Origin of the sequence: Acinetobacter sp. LUNF3, from assembly GCF_022699605.1 — a bacterium.
Taxonomy (GTDB): domain Bacteria; phylum Pseudomonadota; class Gammaproteobacteria; order Pseudomonadales; family Moraxellaceae; genus Acinetobacter; species Acinetobacter johnsonii.
The window spans coordinates 1,266,502-1,283,826 of record NZ_CP093968.1 but is presented as its reverse complement, the minus strand read 5'-3'; the positions used below and the strand labels follow the sequence as shown (position 1 = coordinate 1,283,826).

Below are 17,325 nucleotides of genomic sequence, written 5' to 3'. Positions count from 1 at the left end.
ATAGAACATGACTGATACCATCCAACTTCCAAATCAGAACTTTCCAGCCACAACAGGTGAAGTGAACTTAACTGAAGTGCCGACTGAATGGCTGATTGTGTACTTTTACCCGAAAGATTCAACGCCTGGTTGCACAACTCAAGCCGTTGGTTTTTCATGTTTAAAAGATCAGTTTGATGCCCGACAAACCACGATCATTGGTGTTTCACGTGACTCGGTTAAAGCGCACCAGAATTTTACGGAAAAGCAGGCCTTAACCATTAATTTAATTAGCGACAAAGAAGAAGTACTGTGTAAACACTTTGATGTGATTAAAGAAAAAAATATGTATGGTAAAAAAGTGATGGGTATTGAGCGCTCAACTTTTATTTTCCGTAACGGTAAACTGGTTAAAGAGTATCGTAAGGTAAAAGCTGCGGGACATGCTGAACAAGTTTTAGAAGACTTAAAAGCATTACAGGCTTAATGTACATCAGCCCGCAAATGCGGGCTTTGTTTTTTGTGATTTTTTAATTTATAGTTTTTTATCGCACACGCTTTTCATTTCACAAGCAGTGAAATGGCGATTCCCCACATCACTAAAGCAATAATCGCATCTAGCACATTCCACGCTTTCGGATTTGCAAAAATGGGAATAAGCACACGAGCACCATAGCCCAAAGCAAAGAAAAACAACCAAGATGCACACACAGCCCCTAGAGCAAAGTACGCAGGTTGCTCAAACTGTGTTGAAATAGAACCCAGTAAAATAACCGTATCCAAATATACATGCGGATTAAGCCAAGTCAGCGCCAAACACAGCAAAACAATATTCACTAGTTGATGCTTTTCAATAGAACTTGCCTCCAAGCCCTGCTGTGATTTAAATGCTCGCAGTGCGTGTTGGAATCCATAACAAAATAGGAAAAGTGCCCCCGCCCATTTGGCAAACTGAATAATTTCAGGATAGTGCTGAAGCACTTTTGAAAAACCAGAAACGCCCAAGACAATTAAAATCGAATCCGACAGTGCACAGACAAAACATACCCAAAAAACGAACTGCTTTTTGAGCCCCTGTTTAAGCACAAATGCATTTTGAGCCCCAATGGCAATAATGAGGCTCATACCAACTGCAAGCCCTTGTACATATGTACTTAACATTTTGACTTTTCAACTTAATTGATGATGTCAGGATTATCTTTCATTTTTAATTAAATTAAGTATTATTTAGAAAATATAAATATAACTAAAATATTTTTAGTTTAAAGTGAGTCCAGATATGCTGAATCATAAACAGTGCGACGCATTTTTAGCTGTGGCAGAAACAGGAAGTTTTGACCTTGCTGCTGAACAGCTATGCATTACTGCTTCAGCCGTCACTTTACGCATACAAAGCCTAGAAAAAAGCTTGGGGCATTTACTGATTGTGCGGGAAAGACCTTGCCGCCCGACACAAGCAGGTCAATCGCTGCTACATTATTTGCAACATAGCCGACTGTTAGAGCAAAGTTTCATTCAGAACCTCACGGGTCATATGAACACCTCTGCTTTTTATCAAATCAACATTGCAACCAATGCCGACTCCTTAGCGACATGGCTGTTGCCGTTGCTACAGTCAACATTAATTGAAAAAAAGATCGTGGTGCATTTTCAGGTCGATGACCAATCGCAAACCCATCACTTACTTGAAGCTGGTTTGGTGAATGTCTGTGTGACAGATGAATCACAAGCCATGAAAGGCTGTGTAGCCGAATACATTGGCGATATGAACTATCGTTTTGTTGCCACGCCTATTTTTACACAGCAATGGTTTGACCAAGGTGTAAACCGAGAGTCTCTACGTGCAGCTCCTGCACTGATCTTTAACGCAAAAGATCAACTCCACACCGCGTATATCCAACAAAAGTTTGGCCTCAATCCAACTCAATATCCACATCACTTTATTCCGTCTTCCAGTGCATTTTTTGATGCGGTTACGATGGGACTCGGCTACGGTTGGTTGCCCTATTATCAAGCCAAACCGCGTTTGCAGGATGGCTCATTGGTTGAGGTAGATCCTCAACTCAATATCGATTTGCCTTTGTATTGGCATCATTGGAAACAGCAGTCGATGCAGTTAAATCTGCTAACAGATCTCTTGATTGAACAGGCTCACGCAGCGATGAATTAATAAAGCCCTGAATATAGGTCTTAAAGATATGAAGCCTCTATTGCACTTTCCACTGCCCTGACAGTTGAATATTCACTTTTTCGCCTACACCAGCAATGGCTTTTTTCATGCCAAAGTCACTTCGATTAATCACGGCTGATGAGTGAACATCCAGCAGATTAGCATTATTGGCACTTGGTTTTAAGGTCGTGCTAAAGCTAACAGGCTTGGTAATGCCTCGAAGTGTTAGGTTCCCAACAATATTATATTGACCACCACCCAAATCTTTAAAACTGGTACTTTTAAAGTTAGCGGTTTTGTACTTGGATGCATAAAACAAATCTTCACCCAAAATCATATTTTTCAGTGAAGGCTTGCTCAAGCTTAGGCTATTTACATCCATGATAAAATTCGTTGAAGCATGCTCTGGTGCTTTGGCATCAAACTGCATACTAGATTGCACCCGATTAAACTTAGCTCTTACAACAGTCACACCCAAGGATTTAATTTCAAAGCCTACATTACTCTGAGGTGTCAATGTCCATGACTGGGCTTGCACTTGAGTGCTGAATGCAAATGTAACACCTGCAATCATCAAAGCATTTTTAATGACCGTATGACTTGCAATCTGTTTGGTCTGTTGTTTTCTATCCATTGAACTCGATCCTCGTCGAAATATTTTTATTCGACTGAGAACCTTAGTCTAAATTGGATGGGTCCTGAGTTAAAAATTTGTGTTGTAACTGTTTATATATTTCACTTTGTTGGAATTTATGTAAAAACTCACTGGTTCCCAATGGAAACGCCTGCTCTAAAATATCGCCTCGATAATAAGCCTCACGAACAGGTGTTGCAGACATCGCGTCTTGTAGGCTATCGAGCTCAACCATTTGCCACTCAGGAAAAAGCTGTAAATAATACGAGGAATCATCTTTAAAATGGCCAATCAGTCCAACCTTCGCCTCAGGTGTGACTACATGATTCACCAATTTTTTTACCAATTTCACCCATTTAACATCATTATAAACATCAATTACATGTACAAAGTGAATCCGTTTTTGATGCGCCTCTGAGAAGCTCGATAAAATCATTTCTTCACGTTCAGATACTAAAAATGGATTTTTCGTATTTCGTTCATTTTGTGCAGAGCCTAAAGCCAAAATCACATTTTCACTTTGTTCTAAAGCAATCTTAATGGTTTGCATATGCGCCAAGTGAAATGGCTGGAAGCGACCAATGAATACGAGATAATCAAATGTATATGGCATAAATCTTTTACTTTTTTATGAACTGGTCAGTTGTGTCGATCATAAAATTATGCGACATAATGAGCCCATAAAATTAAACCAAACTTTCTAGCAAGGATAGTACGATGACACTGAGCTGTATTCAACAACCTCATCAACATTTGAATGCAAAATTAGATAATGGCGTACTGACATTAGCCATTCACCGTCCTGAAGCAAAGAATGCGTTGTATGGCGAACTTTATTTATGGATCGCAAAAGCTTTAGATGAAGCAGATCTAGACAATAGCGTTCGTGCTGTCATTCTACGTGGTGAAGATGCGGACTTTACCGCAGGCAATGACATGCAAGATTTTATGAAATCTGCAGCGCAAAAAGGTCAAGCACCTGCGGCTGAAGGCCCTCCATTTATTTTACTTAAATCTGCCGCAAAATTTTCTAAACCGTTGATTGCGGCTGTACGTGGTGTGGCGATTGGTATTGGGGTAACGATCTTATTACATTGTGACTTGGTTTATAGCGACAATACTGCTCTATTCCAGATTCCATTTGTCAGCCTTGGTTTATCTCCAGAAGGTGCTTCAAGCAAATTATTGGTAGAACAAGCAGGTTATCACAAAGCTGCTGAATTACTGCTGACCGCTCAGAAGTTTGATAGTGCAACTGCAGTTGCTGCAAACCTTGTCAACAGTATTGAAGATGATGTGTATGCTACAGCAGCTAAAAAAGCGGCACAATTGTCTGCTTTACCCTTGGCCTCTTTAGTACAGTCTAAAGCGTTGATGAAGCACAATGTGAATGAAATTGTGGCTTGGATTGATCATGAAGCTGAAATTTTCATGGATCGTGTCGGCTCTCCAGAAATGATGGAAGCTGTATCAGCATTTATGCAAAAGCGTAAACCTGATTTCACCCAGTTCAACTAATCCTTGATCGTTGAACGACTAAAAACCACTGTGTTTCACATTACACGGTGGTTTTTTTATTTTCCGTCCCAACATATTTAAGAACCCATTCGGAAAAACTACTTATGTCGAACACTACAGAAAAAAAGCGTTACTTTGAGCCTGCACCACAAGGTATCGATGTTGAAAATTTTAAGAAAGTCATCCAAAGCCGCCGTTCGGTTCGCAAATTTACCAAGAAAGAAATTCCAGCTGATGTGCTTGATGACTGTTTAGATTTGGCCCTACTTGCGCCCAATTCATCTAACTTACAGCCTTGGACTTTTTATGTGGTGCAGAATCCGACTAAGAAAAAACAGCTGGTCAAAGCTTGCCTAAACCAGCTTGCAGCTAAAACGGCGTCAGAACTGATCGTGTGTGTCGCGCGTACAGACCGTAATGATGAAATGGCAAAACGCAATATTACAGAGTTCCCTTTTCCTGAAGCGCCTGCGGCTGTACAGAAATATTATAAGTTCATTCCTTATAACTATAAGACAGGTTACTTAAATGCACTGGGTAACTTTAAGAAAGTGGCTTTCAAAATTGCACGTAGCTTAGACAAACAACTGCCTGTAACTGCATTTAATCAAGCCGATGCTAAACTTTGGGCAAGTAAAACCACAGCTTTAGCTTGCGAGAACCTAGTGCTAGCTTTACGTGCCTATGGTTTCGATAGTTGTATGATGGAAGGTTTTGATGAGCCTTTGGTACGTAAACTGTTAAATCTAAATGATCAGCAATACCCTGTGATGGTGATTGGTGCAGGTGAGCGTGCAGAAGACGGTGTGTTTTTCCCGCAGTATCGTTTTGATCGTGAGTTATTTATTCAGAAGGTTTGAACACTCTTATATTGTTAAATCTCCCTTCACTTGATACACGGTAGGCGACATGGATGTCGCCCGTTAGATTGTGGCACATGGAAGTGCCATCAATCTAACAAAAGGCTTTTGTTACTTTTCGCCTATGAAAAGTAAAAACTTATCTACACAATGAAAATTACAGTTCTTATCTTCATTTGAGATCGTGCAAACTATTCAATATCTAAAATTTGTATAAACTCAAAAGCGGGTTCTTCATAGGGATGACTTAATTGTAAAGCCTTTGCCACAGCAGAAGCTTTTTCCTCTGGAACAATGGTTTCCACCCGCCACTCTGGAATTTTCTCCAAAGCATCCAACTGACCTATAAACGGATTTGCTCCTTTTACAGGTTTAAACTGGCCTGTACCTAAGACCTGCCAAGCACAGTGTTCATAGTTTCCTATACCACCGGCCCCTGCTTCAAAAATCGCAAGTTTGGTAGATTCAAGGTGAGATTTAGGAACATAGTAGATGAGTTTGAGCATTTCAGTTTACTAACTTATCGAGTTTAAGTTTTATAGCATAAAGTTTTGCATAAGCATGTATTCCATCAACTAAATCTCCTCTTGCAACATGACTATCTTGATATTGATTATTATATTTCATAAATTGAACCACTTTTTCATCATTTAGAGATATAGTCAAACCGCTTAATTACCCATACACTCGTTAAAGAAACGACTAAAAAGCTTATCTATTGAGTTAACCAACCATTTTTTCCTTTTTGCTTTCACCCATGCCCACATTTTTTCAATAGGATTAAGGTCAGGACTATAAGGTGGTAACCAAAGTATTTGATGCCCATGTTGGCTTAATAGATCTTGTATATCTGGTCGTTTATGGAAGGCTGCATTGTCCATGACAATTACACTATTCGAGGGTAGTTCTGGTAATAAAAACTGATCTACCCAAAAATAAAATACATCCGAATTTACTTTGCTATCAAATAAACCCACTGCAAATAACTTACCCTCATGGATTGCTCCTATTGCATTGGTTTGATTTTTTAATTGCCAATTATATGTTCCATAACAAGGAGTTCCCTGTTTTGAATAACCATGAGGTCTATGTTCATGAGATTTAAATCCACTTTCATCAAGATAGATGATCGGGTGTTGATACCTTAATCGGTTTAAATCTTTTAAATACTGCTCTCTGAGTTCTGTTTTTGCTTTCGGGTGCCGTAAGGTCTTTTTTTAACTGTAATATTTAGACGCTTGAGCGCATCTCCAATTGTAGAAGTAGCACAACCAAAACGAGCAGCGCGTTCATATTGATAATCATCGGGATATTGCTCAACATCTGCACGTAAGGCATCATCATCAACTTTAGATGGTTTTCTTGGTCGAGTTCTTTTTATTTCGATTCGCTTTTTCCATTCGACAATTGTATTTTTATTAATTTCGAAGTGCTGAGCAACCGCTCGGATAGATTGACCTTCTTCAAGCTTGGCTAATATTTTCTTTCTAAAATGTATTGGATAACTCATATCGGTATTGTATTGGTTTTTTGGCGTGCGGACTATACAAATAGCGATGTTGGAGAATCTAGCTCATCAAAACTATTTTCAGTTGTTTTAGCACGTTGATGTATTACTTTTAACTTTCCATACTGACAAATTAATAAAACATGTAACACATGCTCAATTTCACATCTAAGTTCATTTACTATTTCAAGACTTTTTATTTGATCAAAAATATTAAGAAAACTCACTATCCTAGGATCAATTTTATTCAAAGTCTTTTGAGAGCCTTGTAAAACCTGAGGGAGCATTAATCTAAATAATTCTGTCTTAGCCTTGTCTAATTCTTCAATTTTTCTTTCAGCTTCCAATCGTAACTCTTTTAATTTAACGCTATTTCCTGCAATCGAAAATTCCTGAACTTCTGAAGCAAAAGCTATAATTAGTCCAATCACAGAAAATCCAAGACTTAAAGCAACGAATTCAGCTCCAGATATTTTTTCTAAAACGATTAAAAGCCATAAACCACAAGCTATTCCAACCAAATCAACAAAAATTCCAAAAACAATACTAATCTTTGATTTACTCTTTTTATCTTTCAATTTTTATCTCATAAAGTTTTATAGCCAACCCATCATATCAAAAGAAAAAAAACAATTAATAATATTTGATCACATGAGTAGCGACATGGATGTCGCAGGTTAGACTGTGGGACAGGACGTCCCACCAGTCTAACAAAAGGGTTTTGTTACTTTTGCCCAATCAAAAGTAAAAATAAAATTCTTATAAAGAAAAAACCGCCTCACGGCGGTTTCTTCATTCTCAAAATCACATCTGCAATGCATAACCCAAAATCAAAAAGATCAATTGCAAGCTTAAAATCACAGCAAACAACTTCCATCCTTTTTTACGCAACGCAGACTTATCGACTGCTTCGTATGTAACTGCTTTAATCATGTCATCACCTCATACATGAGTGTTGATACTGAAATTGTTTAGTGATCCATCTTTCTTCTATTTTGCATGATATTTGTGCACTTATTACACAATATCACTTTCACATAAATATAAAAGCAAAATCTAAACCAACTTCAACGGGAGAAATAAAAAATTAAAAAACAAAAAAGACAATTCAATAAAAAAGCCACCCGAAGGTGGCTTTTCAAAACACAGACTCCAAATTAACCAATGAACTTACGTGCATTGCGGAACATACGTAACCATGCACCGTCTTCAGTCCACTCTTCAGGCTTCCAAGAATGCTGTACAGCACGGAAGTTACGTTCAGGGTGCGGCATCATAATTGTTGCACGACCATCTTTCGATGTGACACCTGAAATCGCTTCTGGTGAACCATTCGGGTTCATTGGATAGTGCTGAGTTGGGTTCCCTTGGCTATCGACATAACGCAAGATTACTTGATTACCTGCATTTAATGCAGCCAAGTTATCCGCGCTTGTCACTACACGGCCTTCACCATGTGCAACCGCGATAGGCAGGATTGAACCTTCCATACCTTCTAACAATACAGAGTTCGATTTTTCAACACGAACGTTAACTGCACGCGCTTCAAACATCTCAGAAGTGTTGCGGTGGAAACGCGGCCAAGCTTCAGCACCCGGAATCAGTGGCGCCAATTGCGACAACATTTGACAGCCGTTACAGATACCAAGAGAGAAAGTCTCATCACGGTTGAAGAATTTTTCAAATTGGTCACGAAGTTTCGGGTTGAACAAAACTGATTTCGCCCAGCCACCACCAGCACCCATGACGTCACCGTAAGAGAAACCACCACATGCCACAAGCCCCTCAAAGTCATCTAGGCTAATACGACCTGCAAGTAAGTCACTCATATGTACGTCTACAGTGTTGAAACCAACTTTGTCGAATGCAGCAGCCATTTCAACATGACCATTTACGCCTTGTTCACGTAAGATCACCATGTTTGGACGGCGTTCGTTGATGTAAGGCGCTTCGATTGGCTCATTCAAATCAAAAGTTGGTTTTGCAATAATACCAGCATGTGATTTATCCGTGATCAATGCAAATTCTTGATCCGCTGTTTCTACGTTGTCACGTAAACGTTGGATCTGATGTGACACTTCAGTCCACGCCACTTGCAAGTCTGCACGTTCAAGCACTAATCCACTTACAGTCAACTGATCGGTGTTGTTTACCGTACCAATGACCGTAATTGCATCGCGTAATGTAGATGCCGCAACTTCTTCTGCAAGTGTTGCCCAATCAGACGTGCTGATTTGAAGCACTGCACCAATTTCTTCTGCAAATAAACTTTCAGTTGATTGATCTTCTAAAGCCACACCGAGACGTGCTGCAAACATCATTTCCGCAACAGTTGCAAGCAAACCACCATCACCAATGTCGTGGTAAGCCTTAATTAAGCCACGGTTATTCCAGTCTTGAACCAATGCAAAGAAAGCTTTGAAGTCGTCAAAGCTATCCACATCAGGTGTCACTGAACCAATCGCTTTATAGACCTGAGCAAGGATCGAACCGCCTAGGCGGAACTGACCTTTAGAAAGATCAATACGCACAAGTACTGATTCTTCATTTTTCAATTCAGGCGTTAAGGTTTTACGTACATCAGTTACAGGAGCAAAGGCTGTGATTACACCTGACATCGGTGAAGTCACCGATTTGTCTTCGCCTTCATCATTCCAAGTCGTACGCATTGACAATGAGTCTTTACCCACTGGAATTGCAATACCCAAAGCTGGACACATTTCCATACCGATGGCTTTTACACCTTCAAATAAAGCTTGGTCTTCACCTTTTTGCCCTGCCGCCGCCATCCAGTTTGCAGACAATTTAATGTCACTGATCTGGTCGATTTTTGCAGACATAATATTCGAGATCGACTCTGCAACCGATAAACGCGCAGATGCCGCAGGATTTAACAAGGCAACGGGTGGACGTTCACCCATCGCCATGGCTTCACCTGTATAGCCTTGTAAGCTTGTTGTAGTTACTGCTGCATCTGCAACAGGAACCTGCCAACGGCCTACAAACTGATCACGTGCAACCATACCTGTAATTGAACGGTCGCCAATTGTGATCAAGAATGATTTCGATGCAACCGTTGGATTTTTAAGTACACGGTAAATCGCATCTTTCAAATCTGTGACTTTAGATGCATCAAAGTCGTCGCCTTTACGTTCAATCGTTTCATACGAACGGCTCATACGAGGTGTGCCGCCCAGCATGACTTGCATTGGCATATCCACGGCTTTGTTATCAAACAATGGATCGTTCACCGTCAATTGACGCGCTTCTGTTGCCTCACCTAAAACGGCAAACGGACAACGTTCGCGTGCACATAATGATTCAAATAATTCTAAAGAACTTGGACGAATCGCCAACACATAACGCTCTTGCGCTTCGTTTGACCAGATCTCCATTGGAGACATGCCCGGCTCAAGTGATGGAATCTTACGTAAATCAAGAATCGCACCCAGTTCGTGGTCATTCACCAACTCAGGCATTGCGTTTGAAATACCACCTGCACCCACGTCATGCACAGACACGATTGGGTTGAAGTCTTCCATACGCCAGCATGCATCAATCACTTCTTGGCAACGACGTTCCATTTCAGGGTTTTCACGTTGTACAGAAGCGAAGTCTAGGTTTTCACCGAGTTTACCGCTGTCTACAGAAGATGCCGCACCGCCACCAAGGCCGATCAGCATTGCAGGACCACCAAGAACGATCAATAAATCGCCTGGTTGAATCGCATCTTTTTCTACGTGGTCTGGACGAATGTTGCCATAACCACCTGCGATCATGATTGGTTTGTGGAAACCTTTCACATCACCATTTACATTTTGTTCGAATGTACGGAAATAACCATTTAAAGCAGGACGACCAAATTCGTTGTTAAACGCAGCACCGCCCAAAGGCCCTTCAATCATAATTTGAAGTGGAGAAGCCATACGAGATGGTTTGCCGTAGTTCTCTTCCCAAGGCTGTTCAAAACCCGGAATATTTAAGTTTGAAACAGTAAAGCCTGTTAAACCTGCTTTCGGTTTACCACCACGACCTGTCGCACCTTCATCACGAATTTCACCACCCGAACCTGTTGCAGCACCTGCGAATGGTGCAATTGCTGTTGGGTGGTTATGTGTTTCCACTTTCATCAAAATATGAGCAGCTTGGCTCTTGTATTTATAAACGTGGTGACCAGTTGCTTCATCTTTTTTCGGATAAAAACGTTGTGTGTCAAAACCGACAATGACTGATGCATTATCTTTATACGCTGATAATACGTCTGTCGGTGATTCTTTATAAGTATTTTTAATCATTTGGAACAATGACAATGGCTGTTTTTCACCATCAATTGTCCATTCAGAACCAAAGATTTTATGACGACAGTGCTCTGAGTTTGCCTGAGCAAACATCATCAGTTCGATATCGTGTGGGTTACGACCGAGTTTGTTAAAAGCAGCAACTAAATAATCAATTTCTTCATCAGAGAGTGCAAAACCAAACTCAGAGTTTGCTTTGACTAAAGCATCTTTACCCTGACCTAATATGTCAATTGCGTTTAAAGGTTTTGGAGCCGTTTCAGAGAACAATGCAGCCGCATCTTCAATTTGATTGAACACACTTTCAGTCATACGGTCATGTAAAACTTGTTTTACTGCATCCGATACTTCAGAAATACCTTTTAAAGTAAACAAAACACCGCGTTCTAAGCGGTGTATCGGGGTATTACAGTTAGCAAAAATATCCGTTGCCTTTGATGACCACGGCGAGATTGTCCCTACACGTGGCGTCACAAGGACTTGAACTTCATCACTTGTCGCTTCGCGAACTTGGAAGGTTGCGCCATCATTTAATAGCTGCAAAGCAGATTGCTGTTGTTGCTCGTCGAGCGCTTGGTCGAAAAGGTAAACCCATTGGCTTTCTATTGATTGAACAGAACTGATAGACGATAGACGTGTTAAAAGTTGTGTTTGCTTAAAAGAAGAGTGTGCAGGTGCACCGGCAACGATAAACATGCTGTTTTTGGCTCCACGGGCAGGTCTAGACAACCTACCTCAATGTGACTTGAAGAGAGCGCATATTCTACTGTGTATTCCCAAAATCAGCTAGTCGTCTACGACTTAAAAAAGTGAGATTTCTTTGTTTTAAAAGATCAATTTACTTTGACTTTAAAAATCAAACATGATTAGTAACAAATGTTTTAAGGGATAAATTTCAAAGATGCCCGACTTTTGGGCTTTTGTTGGGTTCTAAAAGCCATTTTCAATTGATACTCAGGCTACAAATAAAGAAGTTGATAGCCTCCTTGAGAACATACATGACTGCTTTAAGATGTTCTATTGATGAGAACTTCATACTGCATAAATTAAAAGACAACTTATGTCGCAGCCCTCTAGAGCTCGTCACACTTTTTTGGCATGATGAAGCCAATAACTCACTGAATAACGATAAATGATGCAAATGCGTTGGTTGGAACTGCTATCAACAGTTCGTATTGGAAGTAAAAAACAAAATACCGAATTGGCACGTAGCCCATTTCACAAAGATTATGATCGAATTATTTTTTCACAAAGTTTTCGCCAACTGAACCGAAAAACCCAAGTACATCCACTGACTCAACACGATGGCATTCACACCCGTTTAACGCATTCGCTTGAAGTCTCCTGTATTGGCCGCTCTCTTGGCATGCTGGCAGCGGAAAAGATCAAGGACGAACTGCCAATTTGGATTTCCCCTGCCGATGTTGGAGCCATTATTCAAGCTGCTTGTTTAGCACATGATATTGGGAATCCACCGTTTGGTCATGCTGGTGAATATGCTATTCGTGAATGGTTTGACGATGCATCACATGGCAACTTTTTAGAGAAACTTTCCCCAGAAGAACAAGCCGATGTGCGTCAGTTTGAAGGTAATGCCCAAGGTCTACGCTTACTGACTAAAATTGACTATCACCCTAATGATGGAGGCATGCGTCTGACCTATGCAACACTTGGGGCTTATTTAAAATATCCATGGTTGTCTAAAACCATCGAATCACAAGGCAATACCCCTGCCAGTAAACGTGCCAAATTTGGCTGCTATCAAGCAGAAAAAGAAATCCTGCAACAAATTGCAGAGCAACTCGGACTGATTCAACTGGGTGAATACCATTATTGTCGTCATCCGCTGACTTATTTACTTGAAGCAGCAGATGATATTTGCTACGCCCTGATTGACCTTGAAGATGGCATTATTTTAAACATGTTGTCTTATAAAGAAGTCGAACCGATTTTTTTAAGCTTGCTGGGTGAATACAGCGCACCAACTGAACTGTCGATGCCAGATACGACTTGGCAGCAAAAAATTGCGGCCCTGCGTGGACGAGTGATGAAACGTCTGGTTGAAGAAGTCACATCGGCTTTTGCTAAGCATCATTTTGAAATATTAAGCGGACAACTGGCTGGTAGCTTACTGCAATATTGCGCTGCTGATATTGAGTTAGGCATTAACCGTGCGAAGGATTTAGCACGTGATAAAATATTTGAACACCCGCAAAAAGCGGGTTTGGAAATTATTGCCCATCAAAGTTTGCAAAATATTTTAGATGCCTTTATTCCACTCACTACACCGCATAAAACATTGAGTTTTAAAGAACAACGCTTAATGGCTATTTTATGTCGTTCTGGTGCGCACTTTGGCAGTAACCACTATGAAAATATCATGCAGGTCTTAGATATTATTTCTAAGTTTTCAGACCACCAAGCGTATAACTTGTCTCAAGAGTTACAAGGCAATAAGGCAGGATTGATTTAAATAAGTCATCAACATCCAGTTTGATGATAAAGCCATCAATCCGAACTCAATTTTCCGTGAGCCTTTTGCCTTTCTGCGCAATGCTCACTACTATGCAACCATTGATAAAAAAGTGAATCACACAACATGATCGGATGTCTTATTGGTGAAGTCTTCGCACTAGAAGCACCCACCGTACTTTTAAATGTAAATGGTGTCGGTTATGAAATTGATACACCACTGACAACCTTCTGCCAACTACAAAAAGGCCAGAAGATTACCTTATGGACACACCTTGCAGTGCGTGAGGATGCTCAACTGCTTTATGGCTTTTTGCATCAACAAGAAAAAATCATTTTTCGCACCCTATTAAAGGTCAACGGTGTCGGCCCTAAAATGGCTTTAGGTATTCTTTCCACGCTCAGTGTCGACATGTTGATTCATACTGTCGAACATGAAGATATCAACACACTGGTTAAAGTACCGGGTGTGGGTAAAAAAACCGCTGAACGCCTCATGATCGAATTACGTGATCGCTTTAAAGCGATGTCTTCAGGCACAGTGCCAAGCAACTCAACCGTTGAACAAATCCAGTTCACAGGCAACTCTGCCGTGGCAGAAGCTGAAGCGGCGTTGCAGTCTTTAGGTTATAAACCTTTAGAATCACAGAAATTGGTCAATGCTGCAAAAGGTGATTTTACTGAGGCGAGCGACATCATCCGTGCTGCACTCAAATCGATGAATAAATAATCCAAATAGACACACCAATACACCTAAATTGGATACACGAAGGCGACATGAATGTCGCCATGTTGGATTGGGATATAAGGACATATCCTCAATCCAACACAAGATTTACTTGCGGGCTTTTAAATATATTTAAAAGCCCTCATTTTGATCTTTCAAAAGTAAGGCAATGCCTACACAATGGTACCTAAACACAAATCATAATTTGAGGCTGTGCCTCGAAAGTTCAGCCAGAGATTGATTCAACTATATGCAAGACCGTCTCATCGGTGGTTCCGAAAAACCCGAAGATCATATCGACCGTGCTATCCGCCCGACCTCACTCGATGACTACATTGGTCAGCCCGTGGTTCGTGAACAAATGGAAATCTTTATTGGCGCAGCCCGTGGTCGTGGTGAAGCACTCGATCACACCTTAATTTTTGGTCCACCGGGACTAGGTAAAACCACACTTGCCAATATTATTGCGCGTGAAATGGGTGGAAACCTCAAGTCGACGTCTGGCCCCGTATTGGAACGTGCTGGGGACTTGGCAGCCATGCTGACCAACCTTGAAGAAGGTGATGTGCTGTTCATCGACGAAATCCACCGCCTTTCACCAGTGATTGAAGAAATTCTTTATCCTGCCATGGAAGACTACCAACTCGACATTATGATTGGTGAAGGTCCTGCGGCTCGTTCAATTAAGCTCGACTTACCCCCTTTTACTTTAGTTGCCGCAACCACACGTGCTGGACTCCTCACCTCTCCTTTACGTGACCGTTTTGGCATCGTGCAACGCCTTGAATTCTATTCCGTCGCTGACTTGACGCATATTGTGACTCGTTCTGCCAATTTGATGGATGTACCTATTACACGTGAAGGTTCAGCAGAAATTGCACGTCGTTCACGTGGTACGCCGCGTATCGCCAACCGCTTACTACGTCGAGTTCGTGACTATGCACAAGTCAAAGGTACAGGTGAAGTGGCACAAGACATGGCTCAGCGTGCCCTCGATATGCTCAATGTCGATAAAGATGGTTTAGACACTTTAGACCGTCGTTATTTGAGTATGTTACTTGAACGTTTTGATGGCGGCCCTGGTGGTGTAGAAGCCCTGGCAGCTGCTATGGCTGAAGACTCAGGCACATTAGAGGACGTGATTGAGCCGTATTTGATTCAACAAGGTTATGTCATGCGGACAGCCCGTGGCCGTATTGCCACCAATATGGCATATTTGCAGTTTGGTATGACACCGCCGGAACCGAAAGACAAATAAATAATTTTAGAGGGAGAGTTACTCTCCCTTATTTTCTGCGGACTAAACGCAAATGCCACAGCCAAAATAAGCAGCAGCTTAAAATAACCATTCATTCCCTTATCCTTATATTTTTATAGCCATACTGCGCTCAACTTCCCCAACAGTCATGAATCACAATATTTGACATCTTGTGCCATTGGAGTGAAATCTCATAATGCTAAACTGCGACGCATTAGTACTTTGACGTGCACCAATTTTAAGACCCTGTCCTTAAATATAAAAGCGCCAAGTCAATCTAAATCGACTCGTACAACTGGAAAACGGAATACTCTCATGGCGAATAAATTTGAATTCAACATTCGTGTCTATATTGAAGATACTGATGCAGGTGGCATTGTTTACCACGCCAATCATATTCGCTTTATGGAGCGTACCCGTACTGAGTGGTTACGTGCTTCTGATGTAGATCATTACTGGCATCAAAAAGACTATAACTTCGTTGTACACAAAATTAATGTGAAATATTCACGTCCAATTTTAATGGATGATTTAATTACTGTTACAGCAAGTGTTGTTTCGTGTAAGGCTACGTCATTTGTGTTGCAACAAAATATTTATCGTGGTGAAATCATGCTTGCATCTGGTGAGGTCGAATTGGCATGTATCAGTTCAGAAATGAAACCACGTCGACTTCCCGATGAAATCCGCGAACTGATTCTAAAAGAATTAGGACAAGACTAAAAAAATTATTGGCACATGTAGTAACTATGGCAACTCAACTCGAATCATCTCTTCAAGTTTCAGATCTAATATTACAAGCAAGCCCAGTCGTACAACTGGTAATGCTGGCTTTACTTTTGGCCTCGCTGTTTAGCTGGTATCTGATTGCCAAGTTACACATGAGTTATAAAAAAGCACAAGCAGACGATGACCATTTTCAAAAAATCTTTTGGTCGGGTGCTGAACTGAATACGCTGTATAACAATGCGCAACTTAACTCCAAACGTGTCGGCCTTGAGGATATTTTTTATCAAGGTTTAGGCGAGTTTTTAAAACTAAAAAAACGCAATGCTGCCCCAGCACAAACCATTGAAGGCACAGAACGTATTTTACGCGTCGGTCTAAGTCGTGACCAAAGCCAACTTGAACAAGGCTTAGGTGCTTTGGCCAGCATTGGTTCTGTGGCCCCGTATGTTGGCTTATTTGGTACCGTTTGGGGCATCATGAATGCATTCATCGGTTTAGCAGACGTAGATCAAGTCACCCTTGCAACGGTTGCACCTGGTATTGCTGAAGCCCTCATTGCTACAGCGATTGGTTTATTTGCAGCGATTCCTGCGGTATTGGCATTTAACCATTACACAGGAAAAGGCGAAACGGTTTACTCCGATCGTGCTTTATTTGCAGAAGAAATGGTTGCGTTATTACAACGTCAGTCTTTGGGTGAAACTAAGGAACATGACTAATGGCAATTCAACGTTCAGGGCGCTTCGAGCGCATTAAAAAACCACTAAAAAGTGAGATGAACGTCGTCCCATATATTGACGTCATGCTCGTATTATTAGTGATTTTTATGGTCACCGCACCCATGATTACCAGCGGCATCAATGTCGATCTGCCACAAGCCAATGGCAACCCCATTGAATCAAAAGATGCACCTGCAATGGTCAGCTTAGATAAAGAAGGTCGCTATTTCCTTAAATATAAAACGCATAGTTCAGCTGAACCTTTGGCTTTATCTGAATTGACATCTATTTTAAGTGAAGCACAGCAACAAGCTCAGGCTGAAAATAAAACTTTAACCGTTGTTGTGGAAGGTGAACAGTCACGCTCTTATGGCGAAGTCATGTCGCTCATGAACAGCCTACAAGAAGCAGGTCTCAGCCAAGTTGGATTACTCACAGAGCCATTAAAGTAATT

18 protein-coding genes and 1 pseudogene are annotated in these 17,325 nt (G+C 41.0%); 10 read left to right on the top strand and 9 right to left on the bottom strand.

All coding sequences use genetic code 11. The features are described from left to right. Positions 1-7 precede the first annotated feature (7 nt). Complete coding sequence (locus tag MN200_RS06215; RefSeq protein ID WP_242760336.1) at positions 8-466, top strand: peroxiredoxin; 459 nt, start codon at positions 8-10, stop codon at positions 464-466. Positions 467-540: 74 nt separating this feature from the next. Here the strand turns inward: MN200_RS06215 and MN200_RS06210 are convergent, their stop codons facing one another. After that, positions 541-1,140: a LysE/ArgO family amino acid transporter gene (locus MN200_RS06210; RefSeq protein WP_058869343.1), complete on the bottom strand. Its 600-nt coding sequence runs from the start codon at positions 1,138-1,140 to the stop codon at positions 541-543. A gap of 118 nt (positions 1,141-1,258) precedes the next feature. On the opposite strand from MN200_RS06210, the gene MN200_RS06205 reads away from it, so the two are divergent. After that, entirely contained in the window at positions 1,259-2,149 is an 891-nt protein-coding gene (locus tag MN200_RS06205) for a LysR family transcriptional regulator ArgP (RefSeq protein WP_058869342.1), read from the top strand. 37 nt (positions 2,150-2,186) lie between these two features. Here MN200_RS06205 and MN200_RS06200 read toward each other — a convergent pair whose 3' ends face one another. Then, positions 2,187-2,783 carry a YceI family protein gene (locus tag MN200_RS06200; protein WP_114393000.1) on the bottom strand — a complete coding sequence of 199 codons (597 nt, stop codon included), beginning with the start codon at positions 2,781-2,783 and terminating at the stop codon, positions 2,187-2,189. 43 nt (positions 2,784-2,826) lie between these two features. Beyond that, on the bottom strand, positions 2,827-3,396 hold the full coding sequence (locus tag MN200_RS06195) for a nicotinate-nicotinamide nucleotide adenylyltransferase (RefSeq protein ID WP_058869340.1): 570 nt from the start codon (positions 3,394-3,396) through the stop codon (positions 2,827-2,829). Between the two features lie 104 nt (positions 3,397-3,500). On the opposite strand from MN200_RS06195, the gene MN200_RS06190 reads away from it, so the two are divergent. Next, on the top strand, positions 3,501-4,301 hold the full coding sequence (locus MN200_RS06190) for an enoyl-CoA hydratase-related protein (RefSeq protein WP_242760335.1): 801 nt from the start codon (positions 3,501-3,503) through the stop codon (positions 4,299-4,301). A gap of 104 nt (positions 4,302-4,405) precedes the next feature. Further along, positions 4,406-5,161, top strand: coding sequence for a nitroreductase family protein (locus tag MN200_RS06185; protein ID WP_242760334.1), 756 nt, complete (start codon positions 4,406-4,408; stop codon positions 5,159-5,161). A gap of 191 nt (positions 5,162-5,352) precedes the next feature. Here MN200_RS06185 and MN200_RS06180 read toward each other — a convergent pair whose 3' ends face one another. The 6 genes and pseudogenes from MN200_RS06180 to purL all read right to left on the bottom strand — a co-directional run bounded on the left by MN200_RS06180 (position 5,353) and on the right by purL (position 11,662). Continuing rightward, positions 5,353-5,667 carry an NGG1p interacting factor NIF3 gene (locus MN200_RS06180; RefSeq protein ID WP_242760333.1) on the bottom strand — a complete coding sequence of 105 codons (315 nt, stop codon included), beginning with the start codon at positions 5,665-5,667 and terminating at the stop codon, positions 5,353-5,355. A 165-nt stretch (positions 5,668-5,832) separates the two neighbouring features. Continuing rightward, positions 5,833-6,306 (bottom strand): annotated as a pseudogene (locus MN200_RS06175) (IS630 family transposase); the annotation flags it as partial. 17 nt (positions 6,307-6,323) lie between these two features. After that, on the bottom strand, positions 6,324-6,671 hold the full coding sequence (locus MN200_RS06170; protein WP_039890557.1) for an IS630 transposase-related protein: 348 nt from the start codon (positions 6,669-6,671) through the stop codon (positions 6,324-6,326). Positions 6,672-6,703: 32 nt separating this feature from the next. Then, positions 6,704-7,246 (bottom strand): hypothetical protein, encoded by a 543-nt coding sequence (locus MN200_RS06165; RefSeq protein ID WP_242760331.1) that lies wholly within the window; start codon positions 7,244-7,246, stop codon positions 6,704-6,706. Positions 7,247-7,472: 226 nt separating this feature from the next. Further along, positions 7,473-7,601 (bottom strand): KGW motif small protein, encoded by a 129-nt coding sequence (locus MN200_RS16650; RefSeq protein WP_278189340.1) that lies wholly within the window; start codon positions 7,599-7,601, stop codon positions 7,473-7,475. 224 nt (positions 7,602-7,825) lie between these two features. Next, entirely contained in the window at positions 7,826-11,662 is a 3,837-nt protein-coding gene (gene purL, locus MN200_RS06160) for a phosphoribosylformylglycinamidine synthase (protein WP_242760329.1), read from the bottom strand. A gap of 436 nt (positions 11,663-12,098) precedes the next feature. Between purL and MN200_RS06155 the strand changes: the two genes are divergently transcribed. From MN200_RS06155 to tolR, 6 genes are all read left to right on the top strand, one after another. Next, a complete protein-coding gene (locus MN200_RS06155) occupies positions 12,099-13,439 on the top strand; it encodes a deoxyguanosinetriphosphate triphosphohydrolase (RefSeq protein WP_178896381.1) in 1,341 nt (446 codons plus the stop codon). A 126-nt stretch (positions 13,440-13,565) separates the two neighbouring features. Then, entirely contained in the window at positions 13,566-14,168 is a 603-nt protein-coding gene (gene ruvA, locus MN200_RS06150; RefSeq protein ID WP_205666838.1) for a Holliday junction branch migration protein RuvA, read from the top strand. Between the two features lie 247 nt (positions 14,169-14,415). Next, positions 14,416-15,423 (top strand): Holliday junction branch migration DNA helicase RuvB, encoded by a 1,008-nt coding sequence (gene ruvB, locus MN200_RS06145; protein WP_242760328.1) that lies wholly within the window; start codon positions 14,416-14,418, stop codon positions 15,421-15,423. A 315-nt stretch (positions 15,424-15,738) separates the two neighbouring features. After that, positions 15,739-16,146 carry a tol-pal system-associated acyl-CoA thioesterase gene (ybgC, locus tag MN200_RS06140; RefSeq protein ID WP_242760327.1) on the top strand — a complete coding sequence of 136 codons (408 nt, stop codon included), beginning with the start codon at positions 15,739-15,741 and terminating at the stop codon, positions 16,144-16,146. A 26-nt stretch (positions 16,147-16,172) separates the two neighbouring features. Continuing rightward, on the top strand, positions 16,173-16,871 hold the full coding sequence (gene tolQ, locus MN200_RS06135; protein WP_004693871.1) for a protein TolQ: 699 nt from the start codon (positions 16,173-16,175) through the stop codon (positions 16,869-16,871). Beyond that, positions 16,871-17,323, top strand: a complete 453-nt coding sequence (gene tolR, locus MN200_RS06130) for a protein TolR (RefSeq protein WP_004693872.1) — start codon at positions 16,871-16,873, stop codon at positions 17,321-17,323. The genes tolQ and tolR overlap by 1 nt, the downstream gene beginning before the upstream one ends. The last annotated feature ends 2 nt before the right edge of the window (positions 17,324-17,325 follow it).